This window comes from Klebsiella sp. 1SOBk5mer (assembly GCF_046603115.1).
Taxonomy (GTDB): domain Bacteria; phylum Pseudomonadota; class Gammaproteobacteria; order Enterobacterales; family Enterobacteriaceae; genus Klebsiella; species Klebsiella quasipneumoniae.
Map to the genome: position 1 here is coordinate 1 of NZ_JBKIUU010000020.1, position 15,207 is coordinate 15,207.

Here is a 15,207-nt window from a genome sequence, read left to right on the forward strand (position 1 = left end):
TACTACTGACGTGACTGGCACCATCGAACTGCCGGAAGGCGTAGAGATGGTAATGCCGGGCGACAACATCAAAATGGTTGTTACCCTGATCCACCCGATCGCGATGGACGACGGTCTGCGTTTCGCAATCCGTGAAGGCGGCCGTACCGTTGGCGCGGGCGTTGTAGCTAAAGTTCTGGGCTAATTCGTTAGCTTTGAATAAAAAAGGGCGCTTCGGCGCCCTTTTTGCTGTCCGTCGTTCAGCGAAAAGGGCGGTGCTACTGGCGATTCATAACGTGCGCTGCGGCGGATAATGAGTAAATGGTCTATTGTAATCATAACTATTCTCATTTAATATTTGTGCATAAATTGAACGGGAGTTTATATGTACGTTTGTTTGTGCAATGGCGTCAGCGATAAAAAAATTCGCCAGGTTGTTCGCCAGTTTCAACCGCAATCTTTTCAGCAATTACGTAAGTTTGTTCCCGTTGGAAATCAATGCGGTAAGTGTGTTCGCGCGGCGCGGGAAGTTATGGAAGATGAATTAACCACCATGCCGGAATTCAAAGAAATCGCCTGAAGTCCACGCTTCTCTTTTGACATCCCTATAGGCCGGACTACGCTTCAATGAGTGGAAGCGGAGGGACTATATAATGAAAGGTGATGTCAAAATCATAAGTTATCTCAATAAATTATTGGGAAATGAGCTGGTCGCAATTAATCAGTACTTTCTCCATGCGAGAATGTTCAAAAACTGGGGCCTGATGCGCCTCAACGATATTGAGTACCACGAATCCATCGACGAAATGAAGCACGCCGATAAATACATCGAGCGTATTCTTTTTCTCGAAGGTATCCCGAATCTGCAGGATCTCGGCAAACTTGGCATCGGTGAAGATGTGGAAGAGATGCTGCAGTCCGATTTAAGACTGGAGCTGGAGGGGGCGCAAAACCTGCGCGAGGCGATCGCCTATGCCGACAGCGTCCATGACTACGTCAGCCGCGATATGATGATTGAGATCCTGGCGGATGAAGAAGGCCATATCGACTGGCTGGAAACCGAACTCGATCTGATCGGCAAAATCGGTCTGCAAAATTATCTGCAGTCGCAGATCAAAGTGTCAGACTAGCCAGCGTCTGACACCCGCACCAGAAACCCGCGGCCGCCAGAAATGGCCCAAACGGCAGCGGGTTGTTCCCCCTCCATTTACTGCTCCCGCCGTACCTGGCGTACAAACCTGATACTGCCCACACCGCGCAGGCGAGCAGCGATGCCACCAGTAGCAGCTGCGGCAGCAATCGCCAGCCATGCCAGGCGCCGAGGGCGGCGAGATATTTGATATCCCCATACCCCAACCCCTCATAGCCGCGGATCCCGCGATATAGCCAGTAAAGCGCAGCCAAACAGAGATAGCCGGCTATCGCCCCCCAGACGGCATCATGAAGCTGGTGCGGCGCCAGACAGAGATAAAAAAGCAAACCACTCCACAGCAGGGGACAGGTGTAACGGTCGGGCAGCAGGCCGTGACGCAGGTCCTGGTGGCATAAGGCTAAGGTCAATCCGCTATAGCACAGCAAGAAGGGGAGGGCGGCGAGCATGGTTAACCCCGCAATCGTCAAAGAACATCGTCTCACTATGCTTATTGTCCCCGTTCAGTGCAAAAGGGACTTCCCTGGAATGGATGGCGCCATCCGCGTTAAATTGCCGCGTTTTCACCCGGTACCGTTCGCTAGCGCGAAGGTGCGCAAATCCTGGTGATGATATTCTAAACAGCACTTGCGTAGCGCCAGAATTTGCGTATAATGCGCGGGCCTGTCAAAGTTGACGGCCGGTTCAATATGAACCCTGGTAATCGCAGTTGGGTTATCAAACAATGTCCCCAATCGGGGGGCTATGTAAGAACGGTTACACTCTCCCATCAATCGTAATGGGTATGAGGAGTAATCATTTCGTCTATAAAATAATTGGAGCTCTGGTCTCATGCAGAACCAAAGAATCCGTATCCGCCTGAAAGCGTTTGATCATCGTCTGATCGATCAATCAACCGCGGAAATCGTCGAGACTGCTAAGCGCACTGGTGCGCAAGTCCGTGGTCCGATCCCGCTGCCGACCCGCAAAGAGCGCTTTACCGTTCTGATCTCCCCGCACGTCAACAAAGACGCGCGTGACCAGTACGAAATTCGCACTCACAAGCGTCTGGTTGACATCGTTGAGCCAACTGAAAAAACCGTTGATGCTCTGATGCGTCTGGATCTGGCTGCCGGTGTAGACGTGCAGATCAGCCTGGGTTAATCAGGTCATCGAGCGATTGAGAGGTTGAAACAATGATTGGTTTAGTCGGTAAAAAAGTGGGCATGACCCGCATCTTCACTGAAGATGGCGTTTCTATCCCAGTAACCGTAATCGAAGTTGAAGCAAACCGTGTTACTCAGGTTAAAGACCTGGCTAACGATGGCTACCGCGCAATCCAGGTTACCACCGGTGCTAAAAAAGCTAACCGTGTAACCAAGCCGGAAGCGGGTCACTTCGCTAAAGCTGGCGTTGAAGCTGGCCGTGGTCTGTGGGAATTCCGTCTGGCTGACGGCGAAGAATTCACCGTAGGTCAGAACATTAGCGTTGAACTGTTTGCTGACGTTAAAAAAGTTGACGTAACCGGTACCTCTAAAGGTAAAGGTTTTGCTGGTACCGTTAAGCGCTGGAACTTCCGTACCCAGGACGCTACTCACGGTAACTCCTTGTCCCACCGCGTTCCGGGTTCTATCGGTCAGAACCAGACTCCGGGCAAAGTGTTCAAAGGCAAGAAAATGGCAGGTCAGCTGGGTAATGAGCGTGTAACCGTTCAGAGCCTGGACGTAGTACGTGTTGACGCTGAGCGCAACCTGCTGCTGGTTAAAGGTGCTGTCCCGGGTGCGACCGGTAGCGACCTGATCGTTAAACCAGCTGTGAAGGCGTGAGGAGATAGCAATGGAATTAGTATTGAAAGACGCGCAGAGCGCGCTGACTGTTTCCGAAACTACCTTCGGTCGTGATTTCAACGAAGCGCTGGTTCACCAGGTTGTTGTTGCTTATGCAGCTGGTGCGCGTCAGGGCACTCGTGCTCAGAAGACTCGTGCTGAAATCACTGGCTCCGGTAAAAAACCGTGGCGCCAGAAAGGTACCGGCCGTGCGCGTTCTGGTTCTATCAAGAGCCCGATCTGGCGTTCCGGTGGCGTGACCTTTGCTGCTCGTCCGCAGGACCACAGTCAAAAAGTTAACAAGAAGATGTACCGCGGCGCGCTGAAAAGCATCCTGTCCGAACTGGTACGTCAGGATCGTCTGATCGTTGTCGAGAAGTTCTCTGTTGAAGCGCCGAAAACTAAGCTGCTGGCACAGAAACTGAAAGACATGGCTCTGGAAGATGTGCTGATCATCACCGGTGAGCTGGACGAGAACCTGTTCCTGGCCGCACGTAACCTGCACAAGGTTGACGTACGTGATGCGAACGGTATCGACCCGGTTAGCCTGATCGCCTTCGACAAAGTCGTAATGACTGCTGATGCTGTTAAGCAAGTTGAGGAGATGCTGGCATGATTCGTGAAGAACGTCTGCTGAAGGTGCTGCGCGCACCGCACGTTTCTGAAAAAGCGTCTACTGCGATGGAAAAAACAAACACCATCGTTCTCAAAGTTGCTAAAGACGCGACCAAAGCAGAAATCAAAGCTGCTGTGCAGAAACTGTTTGAAGTCGAAGTCGAAGTCGTTAACACCCTGGTTGTTAAAGGGAAAGTTAAACGTCACGGACAGCGTATCGGTCGTCGTAGCGACTGGAAAAAAGCTTACGTCACCCTGAAAGAAGGCCAGAATCTGGACTTCGTTGGCGGCGCTGAGTAAGTCGGAGGAGTAATACAATGGCAGTTGTTAAATGTAAACCGACATCTCCGGGTCGTCGCCACGTCGTTAAAGTGGTTAACCCAGAGCTGCACAAGGGCAAACCTTTTGCTCCGTTGCTGGAAAAAAACAGCAAATCCGGTGGTCGTAACAACAATGGCCGTATCACCACCCGTCATATCGGTGGTGGCCACAAGCAGGCTTACCGTATTGTTGACTTCAAACGCAACAAAGATGGTATCCCGGCAGTTGTTGAACGTCTTGAGTACGATCCGAACCGCTCCGCGAACATCGCGCTGGTTCTGTACAAAGACGGCGAGCGCCGTTACATCCTGGCCCCGAAAGGCCTGAAAGCTGGCGACCAGATTCAGTCTGGCGTTGATGCTGCAATCAAAGCAGGCAACACCCTGCCGATGCGCAATATCCCGGTTGGTTCTACCGTTCATAACGTAGAAATGAAACCAGGTAAAGGCGGTCAGCTGGCTCGTTCCGCTGGTACTTACGTTCAGATCGTTGCTCGCGACGGTGCTTATGTCACCCTGCGTCTGCGTTCTGGTGAAATGCGTAAAGTCGAAGCAGACTGCCGCGCTACTCTGGGCGAAGTTGGCAATGCTGAGCATATGCTGCGCGTTCTGGGTAAAGCAGGTGCTGCACGCTGGCGTGGTGTTCGTCCTACCGTTCGCGGTACTGCGATGAACCCAGTAGACCACCCACATGGTGGTGGTGAAGGTCGTAACTTTGGTAAGCACCCGGTATCCCCGTGGGGCCTGCAGACCAAAGGTAAGAAGACCCGCAGCAACAAGCGTACTGATAAATTCATCGTACGTCGCCGTAGCAAATAATTTTAGAGGATAAGCCATGCCACGTTCTCTCAAGAAAGGTCCTTTTATTGACCTGCACTTGCTGAAGAAGGTAGAGAAAGCGGTGGAAAGCGGAGACAAGAAGCCCCTGCGCACTTGGTCCCGTCGTTCAACGATCTTTCCTAACATGATCGGTTTGACCATCGCTGTCCATAATGGTCGTCAGCACGTTCCAGTATTTGTTTCCGACGAAATGGTCGGTCACAAACTGGGTGAATTCGCACCGACTCGTACTTATCGCGGCCACGCTGCTGATAAAAAAGCGAAGAAGAAATAAGGTAGGAGGAAGAGATGGAAACTTTAGCTCAACATCGCCATGCTCGTTCTTCTGCTCAGAAGGTTCGCCTTGTAGCTGACCTGATTCGCGGTAAGAAAGTGTCGCAGGCCCTGGATATTCTGACCTACACCAACAAAAAAGCTGCTGTACTGGTCAAGAAGGTACTGGAATCTGCCATTGCTAACGCTGAACACAACGATGGCGCTGACATTGATGATCTGAAAGTTGCGAAAATTTTCGTAGACGAAGGCCCGAGCATGAAGCGCATTATGCCGCGTGCTAAAGGTCGTGCAGATCGCATCCTGAAGCGCACCAGCCACATCACTGTGGTTGTGTCCGATCGCTGAGACTCTGGAGACTAGCAATGGGTCAGAAAGTACATCCTAATGGTATTCGCCTGGGTATTGTCAAACCATGGAACTCTACCTGGTTCGCGAACACCAAAGAATTCGCTGACAACCTGGACAGCGATTTTAAAGTACGTCAGTTCCTGACTAAAGAACTGGCTAAAGCGTCTGTATCTCGCATCGTTATCGAGCGTCCGGCTAAGAGCATTCGTGTGACCATTCACACCGCTCGCCCGGGTATCGTTATCGGTAAGAAAGGCGAAGACGTAGAAAAACTGCGCAAGGTCGTAGCGGATATCGCTGGCGTACCTGCACAGATCAATATCGCCGAAGTTCGTAAACCTGAACTGGACGCAAAACTGGTTGCTGACAGCATCACTTCTCAGCTGGAACGTCGCGTTATGTTCCGTCGTGCGATGAAGCGTGCTGTACAGAACGCAATGCGTCTGGGCGCTAAAGGTATCAAAGTTGAAGTTAGCGGCCGTCTGGGCGGCGCGGAAATCGCACGTACCGAATGGTACCGTGAAGGTCGCGTACCGCTGCACACTCTGCGTGCTGACATCGACTACAACACCTCTGAAGCGCACACCACTTACGGTGTAATCGGCGTTAAGGTATGGATCTTCAAAGGTGAGATCCTGGGTGGTATGGCTGCTGTTGAACAACCGGAACCGGCTGCTCAACCTAAAAAGCAGCAGCGTAAAGGCCGTAAATAAGGAGCGTCGCTGATGTTACAACCAAAGCGTACAAAATTCCGTAAAGTGCACAAAGGCCGCAACCGTGGTCTGGCGCAGGGTACGGATGTTAGCTTCGGCACTTTCGGTCTGAAAGCTGTTGGCCGTGGTCGTCTGACTGCACGTCAGATCGAAGCAGCACGTCGTGCTATGACCCGTGCAGTTAAGCGTCAAGGTAAGATCTGGATCCGTGTATTCCCGGACAAACCGATCACCGAGAAGCCGCTGGAAGTTCGTATGGGTAAAGGTAAAGGTAACGTGGAGTACTGGGTTGCCTTGATTCAGCCGGGTAAAGTCCTGTATGAAATGGACGGTGTACCGGAAGAGCTGGCCCGTGAAGCATTCGGCCTGGCAGCAGCGAAACTGCCGATCAAAACCACCTTTGTAACTAAGACGGTGATGTAATGAAAGCAAAAGAGCTGCGTGAAAAAAGCGTTGAAGAGCTGAACGCTGAGCTGCTGAACCTGCTGCGTGAGCAGTTCAACCTGCGCATGCAGGCTGCAAGTGGCCAGCTGCAACAGACTCATCTGCTGAAGCAAGTGCGTCGTGATGTTGCACGCGTTAAGACTTTACTGACTCAGAAGGCGGGTGCGTAATGACCGATAAAATCCGTACTCTGCAAGGTCGCGTAGTTAGCGACAAAATGGAGAAATCCATTGTTGTTGCTATCGAACGTATGGTGAAACACCCGGTTTACGGCAAATTCATCAAACGTACGACCAAACTGCACGTACATGACGAGAACAACGAATGCGGTATCGGCGACAAGGTTGAAATCCGCGAATGCCGTCCGCTGTCCAAGACTAAGTCCTGGACGCTGGTTCGCGTTGTAGAGAAAGCGGTTCTGTAATAGAGTACGCATTCTCGATACGGATAAACGGCTCAGCGATGAGCCGTTTATTTTTTCTACCCATATCTGGTTTGTGGTGTTATAATGCCGCGCCCTCGATATGGGGCTTTTTAACGACCCTAATTTTCGGGTCTCAGTAGTAGTTGACATTAGCGGAGCACTAAAATGATCCAAGAACAGACTATGCTGAACGTCGCCGACAACTCCGGTGCACGTCGCGTAATGTGTATCAAGGTTCTGGGTGGCTCGCACCGTCGCTACGCAGGCGTAGGCGACATCATCAAGATCACCATCAAAGAAGCAATTCCGCGTGGTAAGGTCAAAAAAGGTGATGTGCTGAAGGCGGTAGTGGTGCGCACCAAGAAGGGTGTTCGTCGCCCGGACGGTTCTGTCATTCGCTTCGATGGTAATGCATGCGTTATTCTGAACAATAACAGCGAGCAGCCTATCGGTACGCGTATTTTTGGGCCGGTAACTCGTGAACTTCGTACCGAGAAGTTCATGAAAATTATCTCTCTGGCACCAGAAGTACTCTAAGGAGCGAATCATGGCAGCGAAAATCCGTCGTGATGACGAAGTTATCGTGTTAACCGGTAAAGATAAAGGTAAGCGCGGTAAAGTTAAGAATGTCCTGTCTTCCGGCAAGGTCATTGTTGAAGGTATCAACCTGGTTAAGAAACACCAGAAGCCGGTCCCGGCTCTGAACCAACCAGGCGGCATCGTTGAAAAAGAAGCTGCAATTCAGGTTTCTAACGTTGCAATCTTCAATGCGGCAACCGGCAAGGCTGACCGTGTAGGCTTTAGATTCGAAGACGGCAAAAAAGTCCGTTTCTTCAAGTCTAACAGCGAAACTATCAAGTAATTTGGAGTAGTACGATGGCGAAACTGCATGATTACTACAAAGACGAAGTAGTTAAGAAACTCATGACTGAGTTTAACTACAATTCTGTCATGCAAGTCCCTCGGGTCGAGAAGATCACCCTGAACATGGGTGTTGGTGAAGCGATCGCTGACAAGAAACTGCTGGATAACGCAGCAGCTGACCTGGCAGCAATCTCCGGTCAAAAACCGCTGATCACCAAAGCACGCAAATCAGTTGCAGGCTTCAAAATCCGTCAGGGCTATCCGATCGGCTGTAAAGTAACTCTGCGTGGCGAACGCATGTGGGAGTTCTTTGAGCGCCTGATCACTATTGCTGTACCGCGTATTCGTGACTTCCGCGGCCTGTCCGCTAAGTCTTTCGACGGTCGTGGCAACTACAGCATGGGTGTCCGTGAGCAGATCATCTTCCCAGAAATCGACTACGATAAAGTCGACCGCGTTCGTGGTTTGGATATTACCATTACCACTACTGCGAAATCTGACGAAGAAGGCCGTGCTCTGCTGGCTGCCTTTGACTTCCCGTTCCGCAAGTAAGGTAGGGTTACTTAATGGCTAAGCAATCAATGAAAGCACGCGAAGTAAAGCGCGTGGCTTTAGCTGATAAATTCTTCGCTAAACGCGCTGAACTGAAAGCTATCATCTCTGATGTGAACGCAACCGACGAAGATCGTTGGAATGCCGTTCTCAAGCTGCAGACTCTGCCGCGTGATTCCAGCCCGTCTCGTCAGCGTAACCGCTGCCGTCAAACAGGTCGTCCGCATGGTTTCCTGCGGAAGTTCGGGTTGAGCCGTATTAAGGTCCGTGAAGCCGCTATGCGCGGTGAAATCCCGGGTCTGAAAAAGGCTAGCTGGTAATTGTCACCAATTGAATCACGGGAGTAAAGACAGATGAGCATGCAAGATCCGATCGCGGATATGCTGACCCGTATCCGTAACGGTCAGGCCGCGAACAAAGCTGCGGTCACCATGCCTTCCTCCAAGCTGAAAGTGGCAATCGCCAACGTGCTGAAGGAAGAAGGTTTTATCGAAGATTTTAAAGTTGAAGGCGACACCAAGCCGGAACTGGAACTGACTCTTAAGTATTTCCAGGGTAAAGCTGTTGTAGAAAGCATTCAGCGTGTCAGCCGCCCAGGTCTGCGCATCTATAAGAAAAAAGATGAGCTGCCGAAAGTTATGGCCGGTCTGGGTATCGCAGTTGTTTCTACCTCTAAAGGTGTTATGACTGATCGTGCAGCGCGCCAGGCTGGTCTTGGTGGCGAAATTATCTGCTACGTAGCCTAATCGGAGGAAAAAATGTCTCGTGTTGCTAAAGCACCGGTCGTTGTTCCTGCCGGCGTTGATGTAAAAATCAACGGTCAGGTTATTACGATCAAAGGTAAAAACGGCGAGCTGACTCGTACTCTCAACGATGCTGTTGAAGTTAAACATGCAGATAATGCACTGACCTTCGGTCCGCGTGATGGTTACGCAGACGGTTGGGCTCAGGCTGGTACCGCGCGTGCCCTGCTGAACTCAATGGTTATCGGTGTTACCGAAGGCTTCACTAAGAAGCTGCAGCTGGTTGGTGTAGGTTATCGTGCAGCGGTCAAAGGGAATGTAGTAAACCTGGCTTTAGGTTTCTCTCACCCGGTTGATCATCAGCTGCCTGCGGGTATCACTGCAGAATGTCCGACTCAGACTGAAATCGTGCTGAAAGGCGCTGATAAGCAGGTGATCGGCCAGGTTGCAGCAGATCTGCGCGCCTACCGTCGTCCTGAGCCTTACAAAGGCAAGGGTGTTCGTTACGCCGACGAAGTCGTGCGTACCAAAGAGGCTAAGAAGAAGTAAGGTAACACTATGGATAAGAAATCTGCTCGTATCCGTCGTGCGACCCGCGCACGCCGCAAGCTCCAGGAGCTGGGCGCAACTCGCCTGGTGGTACATCGTACCCCGCGTCACATTTACGCACAGGTAATTGCACCGAATGGTTCTGAAGTTCTGGTAGCTGCTTCTACTGTAGAAAAAGCTATCGCTGAACAACTGAAGTACACCGGTAACAAAGACGCTGCTGCAGCTGTGGGTAAAGCTGTCGCTGAACGCGCTCTGGAAAAAGGCATCAAAGATGTTTCCTTTGACCGTTCCGGGTTCCAATATCATGGTCGTGTCCAGGCACTGGCAGATGCTGCCCGTGAAGCTGGCCTTCAGTTCTAAGGTAGAGGTGTAAGATGGCTCACATCGAAAAACAAGCTGGCGAACTGCAGGAAAAGCTGATCGCGGTAAACCGCGTATCTAAAACCGTTAAAGGTGGTCGTATTTTCTCCTTCACAGCTCTGACTGTAGTTGGCGATGGTAACGGTCGCGTTGGTTTTGGTTACGGTAAAGCGCGTGAAGTTCCAGCAGCGATCCAGAAAGCGATGGAAAAAGCCCGTCGCAATATGATTAACGTCGCGCTGAACCACGGCACCCTGCAGCACCCGGTTAAGGGTACTCACACGGGTTCTCGTGTATTCATGCAGCCGGCTTCCGAAGGTACCGGTATCATCGCCGGTGGTGCAATGCGCGCCGTTCTGGAAGTCGCTGGGGTTCGTAACGTTCTGGCTAAAGCGTATGGTTCCACTAACCCGATTAACGTGGTTCGTGCAACTATCGACGGTCTGGAAAACATGAAGTCCCCGGATATGGTCGCTGCCAAGCGTGGTAAATCCGTTGAAGAAATTCTGGGGAAATAAACCATGGCAAAGACTATTAAAATTACTCAAACCCGCAGTGCAATCGGTCGTCTGCCGAAACACAAGGCAACGCTGCTTGGCCTGGGTCTGCGTCGTATTGGTCACACCGTAGAGCGCGAGGATACTCCTGCTGTTCGTGGTATGGTCAACGCGGTTTCCTTCATGGTTAAAGTTGAGGAGTAAGAGATGCGTTTAAATACTCTGTCTCCGGCCGAAGGCTCCAAAAAGGCGGGTAAACGCCTGGGTCGTGGTATCGGTTCTGGCCTCGGTAAAACCGGTGGTCGTGGTCACAAAGGTCAGAAATCTCGTTCTGGCGGTGGCGTACGTCGCGGTTTCGAGGGTGGTCAGATGCCTCTGTACCGTCGTCTGCCGAAATTCGGCTTCACTTCTCGTAAAGCGATGATCACCGCAGAGATCCGTCTCTCCGATCTGGCTCACGTAGAAGGCGATGTAGTAGACCTGAACGCGCTGAAAGCGGCTAACATTATCGGTGTCCAGATCGAGTTCGCGAAAGTGATCCTGTCTGGTGAGGTAACTCGTCCGGTAACTGTTCGTGGCCTGCGTGTGACTAAAGGTGCTCGTGCTGCTATCGAAGCTGCTGGCGGTAAAATTGAGGAATAAGTAGCAGATGGCTAAACAACCGGGATTAGATTTTCAAAGTGCCAAAGGTGGCCTTGGCGAACTGAAACGCAGACTTCTGTTTGTGGTCGGTGCGCTGATAGTGTTCCGTATTGGCTCTTTTATTCCGATCCCTGGTATTGATGCCGCTGTACTTGCCAAACTGCTTGAGCAACAGCGAGGCACCATCATTGAAATGTTCAACATGTTCTCTGGTGGTGCTCTCAGCCGTGCTTCTATCTTTGCATTGGGGATTATGCCGTATATCTCGGCATCAATCATCGTGCAGCTGCTGACGGTGGTTTATCAACCGCTGGCGGAACTGAAGAAAGAAGGGGAGTCTGGTCGTCGTAAGATCAGCCAGTACACCCGCTACGGTACTCTGGTGCTGGCGATATTCCAGTCGATCGGTATTGCTACCGGTCTGCCGAATATGCCTGGTATGCAGGGCCTGGTGATTAATCCAGGCTTTGCATTCTATTTCACCGCTGTTGTTAGTCTGGTCACAGGGACTATGTTCCTGATGTGGCTCGGCGAACAGATCACTGAACGCGGTATCGGTAACGGTATCTCGATCATTATCTTCGCCGGTATCGTTGCGGGACTCCCGCCGGCCATCGCCCATACTATCGAGCAAGCGCGTCAAGGCGACCTGCACTTCCTCCTGTTGCTGTTGGTTGCAGTATTAGTATTTGCAGTGACCTTCTTTGTTGTATTCGTTGAACGTGGGCAACGCCGCATTGTGGTAAACTACGCGAAACGTCAACAGGGTCGTCGTGTCTATGCTGCACAGAGCACACATTTACCGCTGAAAGTGAATATGGCGGGGGTAATCCCGGCAATCTTCGCTTCCAGTATTATACTGTTCCCGGCAACCATCACGTCATGGTTCGGGGGTGGTACTGGTTGGAACTGGCTGACAACAATTTCGCTGTATTTGCAGCCTGGGCAACCGCTTTATGTGTTACTCTATGCGTCTGCAATCATCTTCTTCTGTTTCTTCTACACGGCGTTGGTTTTCAACCCGCGTGAAACAGCAGATAACCTGAAGAAGTCCGGTGCATTTGTACCAGGAATTCGTCCGGGAGAGCAAACGGCGAAGTATATCGATAAAGTGATGACTCGCCTGACTCTGGTTGGTGCGTTGTACATTACTTTTATCTGCCTGATCCCGGAGTTCATGCGTGACGCGATGAAAGTGCCGTTCTACTTCGGTGGGACCTCGCTGCTTATCGTTGTTGTCGTGATTATGGACTTTATGGCTCAAGTGCAAACTCTGATGATGTCCAGTCAGTATGAGTCTGCATTGAAGAAGGCGAACCTGAAAGGCTACGGCCGCTAAAACTGGTCGCCCGAGAAGTTACGGAGAGTAAAAATGAAAGTTCGTGCTTCCGTCAAGAAATTATGCCGTAACTGCAAAATCGTTAAGCGTGATGGCGTCATCCGTGTGATTTGCAGTGCCGAGCCGAAGCATAAACAGCGCCAAGGCTGATTTTTTCGCATATTTTTCTTGCAAAGTTGGATTGAGCTGGCTAGATTAGCCAGCCAATCTTTTGTATGTCTGTACGTTTCCATTTGAGTATCCTGAAAACGGGCTTTTCAGCATGGTGCGTACATATTAAATAGTAGGAGTGCATAGTGGCCCGTATAGCAGGCATTAACATTCCTGATCACAAACATACCGTAATCGCTTTAACCGCTATTTTCGGTATCGGCAAAACCCGTTCTAAAGCCATCTGCGCTGAAACGGGCATCGCTGAAAATGTTAAGATCAGTGAGCTGTCTGAAGAACAAATTGATATTCTGCGTGAAGCAGTAGGTAAATTTGTCGTTGAAGGTGATCTGCGCCGTGAAATCACCCTGAGCATCAAGCGTCTGATGGACCTTGGTTGCTACCGTGGTTTGCGTCATCGTCGTGGTCTCCCGGTTCGCGGTCAGCGTACCAAGACCAACGCACGTACCCGTAAGGGTCCGCGTAAACCGATCAAGAAATAATCGGGGTGATTGAATAATGGCAAAGGCACCAATTCGTGCACGTAAGCGTGTAAGAAAACAAGTCTCTGACGGCGTGGCTCATATCCATGCTTCTTTTAACAACACCATCGTTACCATTACTGATCGTCAGGGTAACGCACTGGGTTGGGCAACAGCCGGTGGTTCCGGTTTCCGTGGTTCTCGCAAATCCACTCCGTTCGCAGCTCAGGTTGCAGCAGAGCGTTGCGCAGAAGCCGTAAAAGAATACGGCATCAAGAATCTGGAAGTTATGGTCAAAGGTCCGGGTCCGGGTCGCGAATCTACCATTCGTGCACTGAACGCCGCTGGTTTCCGCATCACTAATATTACTGATGTGACTCCGATCCCTCATAACGGTTGTCGTCCGCCGAAAAAACGTCGCGTATAACGCTGCGTTTTCCAGGTTAGTTGGAGAAAGAAAATGGCAAGATATTTGGGTCCTAAGCTCAAGCTGAGCCGTCGTGAGGGCACCGACTTATTCCTTAAGTCTGGCGTTCGCGCGATCGATACCAAGTGTAAAATTGAACAAGCTCCTGGCCAGCACGGTGCGCGTAAGCCGCGTCTGTCTGACTATGGTGTGCAGTTGCGTGAAAAGCAAAAAGTTCGCCGTATGTACGGTGTGCTGGAGCGTCAGTTCCGTAACTACTATAAAGAAGCAGCACGTCTGAAAGGCAACACCGGTGAAAACCTGTTGGCTCTGCTGGAAGGTCGTCTGGACAACGTTGTATACCGTATGGGCTTCGGCGCCACTCGTGCTGAAGCACGCCAGCTGGTTAGCCACAAAGCGATTATGGTAAACGGTCGTGTTGTTAACATCGCTTCTTATCAGGTTAAAGCGAATGACGTTGTCAGCATTCGTGAGAAAGCGAAAAAGCAATCTCGCGTGAAAGCCGCTCTGGAGCTGGCTGAGCAGCGTGAAAAGCCAACCTGGCTGGAAGTTGATGCTGGCAAGATGGAAGGTACGTTCAAGCGTCAGCCGGAGCGTTCTGATCTGTCTGCGGACATTAACGAACACCTGATCGTCGAGCTTTACTCCAAGTAAAGCTTAGTACCAAAGAGAGGACACAATGCAGGGTTCTGTGACAGAGTTTCTAAAACCGCGCCTGGTCGATATCGAGCAAGTGAGTTCGACGCACGCCAAGGTGACCCTTGAGCCTTTAGAGCGTGGCTTCGGCCATACTCTGGGTAACGCACTGCGCCGTATTCTGCTCTCATCGATGCCGGGTTGCGCGGTGACCGAGGTTGAGATTGATGGTGTACTGCACGAGTACAGCACCAAAGAAGGCGTTCAGGAAGACATCCTTGAAATCCTGCTCAACCTGAAAGGGCTGGCGGTGAGAGTTCAGGGTAAAGATGAAGTCATCCTTACTTTGAATAAATCTGGCATTGGCCCTGTGACCGCAGCCGACATTACCCACGACGGTGATGTCGAAATCGTCAAGCCGCAGCACGTGATTTGCCACCTGACTGATGAGAACGCTGCTATCAGCATGCGTATCAAAGTTCAGCGCGGTCGCGGTTATGTGCCGGCTTCTGCCCGAATTCATTCGGAAGAAGATGAGCGCCCAATCGGCCGTCTGCTGGTCGACGCCTGCTACAGCCCTGTAGAGCGTATTGCCTACAATGTTGAAGCTGCGCGTGTAGAACAGCGTACCGACCTGGACAAGCTGGTCATCGAAATGGAAACCAACGGCACAATCGATCCTGAAGAGGCGATTCGTCGTGCGGCAACCATCCTGGCTGAACAACTGGAAGCTTTTGTTGACTTACGTGATGTACGTCAGCCAGAAGTGAAAGAAGAGAAACCAGAATTCGATCCGATCCTGCTGCGCCCTGTTGACGATCTGGAATTGACTGTCCGCTCTGCTAACTGCCTCAAGGCAGAAGCTATCCACTATATCGGTGATCTGGTACAGCGTACCGAGGTTGAGTTGCTGAAAACGCCGAACCTGGGTAAAAAATCTCTTACTGAGATTAAAGACGTGCTGGCTTCCCGTGGACTGTCTCTGGGCATGCGCCTGGAAAACTGGCCACCAGCAAGCATTGCTGACGAGTAACCGGATCACAGGTTAA

At 51.2% G+C, this 15,207-nt stretch carries 30 protein-coding genes and 1 pseudogene; 30 read left to right on the plus strand and 1 reads right to left on the minus strand.

The window, feature by feature from the left end; all coding sequences use genetic code 11:
• The 3 genes and pseudogenes from tuf to bfr form a co-directional block, all read left to right on the plus strand.
• Positions 1–184, plus strand: a pseudogene (gene tuf / locus ACLH1U_RS24675) (elongation factor Tu); the annotation flags it as partial.
• A 180-nt stretch (positions 185–364) separates the two neighbouring features.
• Positions 365–559: a bacterioferritin-associated ferredoxin gene (gene bfd / locus ACLH1U_RS24680; RefSeq protein ID WP_004152415.1), complete on the plus strand. Its 195-nt coding sequence runs from the start codon at positions 365–367 to the stop codon at positions 557–559.
• Positions 560–632: 73 nt separating this feature from the next.
• A complete protein-coding gene (gene bfr / locus ACLH1U_RS24685) occupies positions 633–1,109 on the plus strand; it encodes a bacterioferritin (protein ID WP_004206792.1) in 477 nt (158 codons plus the stop codon).
• On the opposite strand, the gene ACLH1U_RS24690 is transcribed toward bfr, so the two are convergent.
• The gene (locus ACLH1U_RS24690) at positions 1,093–1,578 is read right to left on the minus strand and encodes a prepilin peptidase (protein WP_023291174.1); all 486 of its coding nucleotides are present in this window, start codon (positions 1,576–1,578) and stop codon (positions 1,093–1,095) included. The genes bfr and ACLH1U_RS24690 overlap by 17 nt on opposite strands.
• A 382-nt stretch (positions 1,579–1,960) precedes the next feature.
• On the opposite strand from ACLH1U_RS24690, the gene rpsJ reads away from it, so the two are divergent.
• From rpsJ to ACLH1U_RS24825, 27 genes are all read left to right on the plus strand, one after another.
• Positions 1,961–2,272, plus strand: coding sequence for a 30S ribosomal protein S10 (gene rpsJ / locus ACLH1U_RS24695; RefSeq protein WP_001181005.1), 312 nt, complete (start codon positions 1,961–1,963; stop codon positions 2,270–2,272).
• A gap of 32 nt (positions 2,273–2,304) precedes the next feature.
• Complete coding sequence (gene rplC, locus ACLH1U_RS24700; RefSeq protein ID WP_002919796.1) at positions 2,305–2,934, plus strand: 50S ribosomal protein L3; 630 nt, start codon at positions 2,305–2,307, stop codon at positions 2,932–2,934.
• Positions 2,935–2,944: 10 nt separating this feature from the next.
• The gene (rplD, locus tag ACLH1U_RS24705) at positions 2,945–3,550 is read left to right on the plus strand and encodes a 50S ribosomal protein L4 (protein WP_002919794.1); all 606 of its coding nucleotides are present in this window, start codon (positions 2,945–2,947) and stop codon (positions 3,548–3,550) included.
• A complete protein-coding gene (gene rplW, locus ACLH1U_RS24710) occupies positions 3,547–3,849 on the plus strand; it encodes a 50S ribosomal protein L23 (RefSeq protein WP_000617546.1) in 303 nt (100 codons plus the stop codon). The genes rplD and rplW overlap by 4 nt, the downstream gene beginning before the upstream one ends.
• A 17-nt stretch (positions 3,850–3,866) precedes the next feature.
• Positions 3,867–4,688, plus strand: a complete 822-nt coding sequence (gene rplB / locus ACLH1U_RS24715) for a 50S ribosomal protein L2 (protein ID WP_002919786.1) — start codon at positions 3,867–3,869, stop codon at positions 4,686–4,688.
• Between the two features lie 16 nt (positions 4,689–4,704).
• The gene (gene rpsS, locus ACLH1U_RS24720) at positions 4,705–4,983 is read left to right on the plus strand and encodes a 30S ribosomal protein S19 (RefSeq protein WP_001138115.1); all 279 of its coding nucleotides are present in this window, start codon (positions 4,705–4,707) and stop codon (positions 4,981–4,983) included.
• Positions 4,984–4,997: 14 nt separating this feature from the next.
• Positions 4,998–5,330, plus strand: coding sequence for a 50S ribosomal protein L22 (gene rplV / locus ACLH1U_RS24725; protein WP_002919773.1), 333 nt, complete (start codon positions 4,998–5,000; stop codon positions 5,328–5,330).
• Positions 5,331–5,347: 17 nt separating this feature from the next.
• Positions 5,348–6,046 carry a 30S ribosomal protein S3 gene (gene rpsC, locus ACLH1U_RS24730; RefSeq protein ID WP_002919766.1) on the plus strand — a complete coding sequence of 233 codons (699 nt, stop codon included), beginning with the start codon at positions 5,348–5,350 and terminating at the stop codon, positions 6,044–6,046.
• A 12-nt stretch (positions 6,047–6,058) separates the two neighbouring features.
• Complete coding sequence (gene rplP, locus ACLH1U_RS24735) at positions 6,059–6,469, plus strand: 50S ribosomal protein L16 (protein ID WP_002919759.1); 411 nt, start codon at positions 6,059–6,061, stop codon at positions 6,467–6,469.
• Positions 6,469–6,660: a 50S ribosomal protein L29 gene (gene rpmC / locus ACLH1U_RS24740; RefSeq protein WP_002919754.1), complete on the plus strand. Its 192-nt coding sequence runs from the start codon at positions 6,469–6,471 to the stop codon at positions 6,658–6,660. Before rplP ends, rpmC begins: the two co-directional genes overlap by 1 nt.
• A complete protein-coding gene (rpsQ, locus tag ACLH1U_RS24745) occupies positions 6,660–6,914 on the plus strand; it encodes a 30S ribosomal protein S17 (protein WP_002919751.1) in 255 nt (84 codons plus the stop codon). The genes rpmC and rpsQ overlap by 1 nt, the downstream gene beginning before the upstream one ends.
• Before the next feature lie 165 nt (positions 6,915–7,079).
• Complete coding sequence (gene rplN, locus ACLH1U_RS24750) at positions 7,080–7,451, plus strand: 50S ribosomal protein L14 (protein WP_002919748.1); 372 nt, start codon at positions 7,080–7,082, stop codon at positions 7,449–7,451.
• Positions 7,452–7,461: 10 nt separating this feature from the next.
• Positions 7,462–7,776: a 50S ribosomal protein L24 gene (gene rplX / locus ACLH1U_RS24755; protein WP_000729185.1), complete on the plus strand. Its 315-nt coding sequence runs from the start codon at positions 7,462–7,464 to the stop codon at positions 7,774–7,776.
• A gap of 14 nt (positions 7,777–7,790) precedes the next feature.
• Positions 7,791–8,330 carry a 50S ribosomal protein L5 gene (gene rplE, locus ACLH1U_RS24760; RefSeq protein ID WP_001096200.1) on the plus strand — a complete coding sequence of 180 codons (540 nt, stop codon included), beginning with the start codon at positions 7,791–7,793 and terminating at the stop codon, positions 8,328–8,330.
• Between the two features lie 14 nt (positions 8,331–8,344).
• Positions 8,345–8,650 carry a 30S ribosomal protein S14 gene (gene rpsN, locus ACLH1U_RS24765; RefSeq protein ID WP_002919667.1) on the plus strand — a complete coding sequence of 102 codons (306 nt, stop codon included), beginning with the start codon at positions 8,345–8,347 and terminating at the stop codon, positions 8,648–8,650.
• 33 nt (positions 8,651–8,683) lie between these two features.
• Complete coding sequence (gene rpsH, locus ACLH1U_RS24770) at positions 8,684–9,076, plus strand: 30S ribosomal protein S8 (protein WP_002919665.1); 393 nt, start codon at positions 8,684–8,686, stop codon at positions 9,074–9,076.
• A 12-nt stretch (positions 9,077–9,088) separates the two neighbouring features.
• Positions 9,089–9,622, plus strand: a complete 534-nt coding sequence (rplF, locus tag ACLH1U_RS24775) for a 50S ribosomal protein L6 (RefSeq protein WP_002919662.1) — start codon at positions 9,089–9,091, stop codon at positions 9,620–9,622.
• Positions 9,623–9,631: 9 nt separating this feature from the next.
• The gene (gene rplR, locus ACLH1U_RS24780; protein ID WP_000358960.1) at positions 9,632–9,985 is read left to right on the plus strand and encodes a 50S ribosomal protein L18; all 354 of its coding nucleotides are present in this window, start codon (positions 9,632–9,634) and stop codon (positions 9,983–9,985) included.
• 14 nt (positions 9,986–9,999) lie between these two features.
• Positions 10,000–10,503, plus strand: a complete 504-nt coding sequence (gene rpsE / locus ACLH1U_RS24785) for a 30S ribosomal protein S5 (protein WP_002919545.1) — start codon at positions 10,000–10,002, stop codon at positions 10,501–10,503.
• A gap of 3 nt (positions 10,504–10,506) precedes the next feature.
• Positions 10,507–10,686 (plus strand): 50S ribosomal protein L30, encoded by a 180-nt coding sequence (gene rpmD, locus ACLH1U_RS24790; protein WP_001140434.1) that lies wholly within the window; start codon positions 10,507–10,509, stop codon positions 10,684–10,686.
• A 3-nt stretch (positions 10,687–10,689) separates the two neighbouring features.
• The gene (gene rplO, locus ACLH1U_RS24795) at positions 10,690–11,124 is read left to right on the plus strand and encodes a 50S ribosomal protein L15 (protein WP_002919516.1); all 435 of its coding nucleotides are present in this window, start codon (positions 10,690–10,692) and stop codon (positions 11,122–11,124) included.
• A 7-nt stretch (positions 11,125–11,131) separates the two neighbouring features.
• Positions 11,132–12,463: a preprotein translocase subunit SecY gene (gene secY, locus ACLH1U_RS24800; RefSeq protein ID WP_002919515.1), complete on the plus strand. Its 1,332-nt coding sequence runs from the start codon at positions 11,132–11,134 to the stop codon at positions 12,461–12,463.
• Positions 12,464–12,496: 33 nt separating this feature from the next.
• Entirely contained in the window at positions 12,497–12,613 is a 117-nt protein-coding gene (rpmJ, locus tag ACLH1U_RS24805) for a 50S ribosomal protein L36 (RefSeq protein ID WP_000868187.1), read from the plus strand.
• Between the two features lie 146 nt (positions 12,614–12,759).
• A complete protein-coding gene (gene rpsM / locus ACLH1U_RS24810; protein ID WP_002919259.1) occupies positions 12,760–13,116 on the plus strand; it encodes a 30S ribosomal protein S13 in 357 nt (118 codons plus the stop codon).
• Positions 13,117–13,132: 16 nt separating this feature from the next.
• Complete coding sequence (rpsK, locus tag ACLH1U_RS24815; RefSeq protein ID WP_002919257.1) at positions 13,133–13,522, plus strand: 30S ribosomal protein S11; 390 nt, start codon at positions 13,133–13,135, stop codon at positions 13,520–13,522.
• 33 nt (positions 13,523–13,555) lie between these two features.
• Positions 13,556–14,176 carry a 30S ribosomal protein S4 gene (gene rpsD, locus ACLH1U_RS24820; protein WP_002919224.1) on the plus strand — a complete coding sequence of 207 codons (621 nt, stop codon included), beginning with the start codon at positions 13,556–13,558 and terminating at the stop codon, positions 14,174–14,176.
• A 25-nt stretch (positions 14,177–14,201) separates the two neighbouring features.
• The gene (locus ACLH1U_RS24825; protein WP_002919219.1) at positions 14,202–15,191 is read left to right on the plus strand and encodes a DNA-directed RNA polymerase subunit alpha; all 990 of its coding nucleotides are present in this window, start codon (positions 14,202–14,204) and stop codon (positions 15,189–15,191) included.
• Positions 15,192–15,207: the final 16 nt, after the last annotated feature.

What these genes read in the sequence shown, in the direction of transcription:
- bfr (WP_004206792.1), top strand. Translation starts at nt 633, where the DNA reads ATGAAAGGTGATGTCAAAATCATAAGTTATCTCAATAAATTATTGGGA.
- rplB (WP_002919786.1), top strand. Translation starts at nt 3,867, where the DNA reads ATGGCAGTTGTTAAATGTAAACCGACATCTCCGGGTCGTCGCCACGTC.
- rpsS (WP_001138115.1), top strand. Translation starts at nt 4,705, where the DNA reads ATGCCACGTTCTCTCAAGAAAGGTCCTTTTATTGACCTGCACTTGCTG.
- rpsH (WP_002919665.1), top strand. Translation starts at nt 8,684, where the DNA reads ATGAGCATGCAAGATCCGATCGCGGATATGCTGACCCGTATCCGTAAC.
- rpsD (WP_002919224.1), top strand. Translation starts at nt 13,556, where the DNA reads ATGGCAAGATATTTGGGTCCTAAGCTCAAGCTGAGCCGTCGTGAGGGC.
- rplC (WP_002919796.1), top strand. Translation starts at nt 2,305, where the DNA reads ATGATTGGTTTAGTCGGTAAAAAAGTGGGCATGACCCGCATCTTCACT.
- ACLH1U_RS24825 (WP_002919219.1), top strand. Translation starts at nt 14,202, where the DNA reads ATGCAGGGTTCTGTGACAGAGTTTCTAAAACCGCGCCTGGTCGATATC.
- rplF (WP_002919662.1), top strand. Translation starts at nt 9,089, where the DNA reads ATGTCTCGTGTTGCTAAAGCACCGGTCGTTGTTCCTGCCGGCGTTGAT.
- rpsJ (WP_001181005.1), top strand. Translation starts at nt 1,961, where the DNA reads ATGCAGAACCAAAGAATCCGTATCCGCCTGAAAGCGTTTGATCATCGT.
- rplX (WP_000729185.1), top strand. Translation starts at nt 7,462, where the DNA reads ATGGCAGCGAAAATCCGTCGTGATGACGAAGTTATCGTGTTAACCGGT.
- rpsQ (WP_002919751.1), top strand. Translation starts at nt 6,660, where the DNA reads ATGACCGATAAAATCCGTACTCTGCAAGGTCGCGTAGTTAGCGACAAA.
- rplW (WP_000617546.1), top strand. Translation starts at nt 3,547, where the DNA reads ATGATTCGTGAAGAACGTCTGCTGAAGGTGCTGCGCGCACCGCACGTT.
- rplD (WP_002919794.1), top strand. Translation starts at nt 2,945, where the DNA reads ATGGAATTAGTATTGAAAGACGCGCAGAGCGCGCTGACTGTTTCCGAA.
- rpmC (WP_002919754.1), top strand. Translation starts at nt 6,469, where the DNA reads ATGAAAGCAAAAGAGCTGCGTGAAAAAAGCGTTGAAGAGCTGAACGCT.
- rplR (WP_000358960.1), top strand. Translation starts at nt 9,632, where the DNA reads ATGGATAAGAAATCTGCTCGTATCCGTCGTGCGACCCGCGCACGCCGC.
- rpmJ (WP_000868187.1), top strand. Translation starts at nt 12,497, where the DNA reads ATGAAAGTTCGTGCTTCCGTCAAGAAATTATGCCGTAACTGCAAAATC.
- bfd (WP_004152415.1), top strand. Translation starts at nt 365, where the DNA reads ATGTACGTTTGTTTGTGCAATGGCGTCAGCGATAAAAAAATTCGCCAG.
- ACLH1U_RS24690 (WP_023291174.1), bottom strand. Translation starts at nt 1,578, where the DNA reads ATGCTCGCCGCCCTCCCCTTCTTGCTGTGCTATAGCGGATTGACCTTA.
- rpsK (WP_002919257.1), top strand. Translation starts at nt 13,133, where the DNA reads ATGGCAAAGGCACCAATTCGTGCACGTAAGCGTGTAAGAAAACAAGTC.
- rpsN (WP_002919667.1), top strand. Translation starts at nt 8,345, where the DNA reads ATGGCTAAGCAATCAATGAAAGCACGCGAAGTAAAGCGCGTGGCTTTA.
- rplE (WP_001096200.1), top strand. Translation starts at nt 7,791, where the DNA reads ATGGCGAAACTGCATGATTACTACAAAGACGAAGTAGTTAAGAAACTC.
- rplN (WP_002919748.1), top strand. Translation starts at nt 7,080, where the DNA reads ATGATCCAAGAACAGACTATGCTGAACGTCGCCGACAACTCCGGTGCA.
- rpsE (WP_002919545.1), top strand. Translation starts at nt 10,000, where the DNA reads ATGGCTCACATCGAAAAACAAGCTGGCGAACTGCAGGAAAAGCTGATC.
- rpmD (WP_001140434.1), top strand. Translation starts at nt 10,507, where the DNA reads ATGGCAAAGACTATTAAAATTACTCAAACCCGCAGTGCAATCGGTCGT.
- rpsC (WP_002919766.1), top strand. Translation starts at nt 5,348, where the DNA reads ATGGGTCAGAAAGTACATCCTAATGGTATTCGCCTGGGTATTGTCAAA.
- rplP (WP_002919759.1), top strand. Translation starts at nt 6,059, where the DNA reads ATGTTACAACCAAAGCGTACAAAATTCCGTAAAGTGCACAAAGGCCGC.
- rplO (WP_002919516.1), top strand. Translation starts at nt 10,690, where the DNA reads ATGCGTTTAAATACTCTGTCTCCGGCCGAAGGCTCCAAAAAGGCGGGT.
- secY (WP_002919515.1), top strand. Translation starts at nt 11,132, where the DNA reads ATGGCTAAACAACCGGGATTAGATTTTCAAAGTGCCAAAGGTGGCCTT.
- rplV (WP_002919773.1), top strand. Translation starts at nt 4,998, where the DNA reads ATGGAAACTTTAGCTCAACATCGCCATGCTCGTTCTTCTGCTCAGAAG.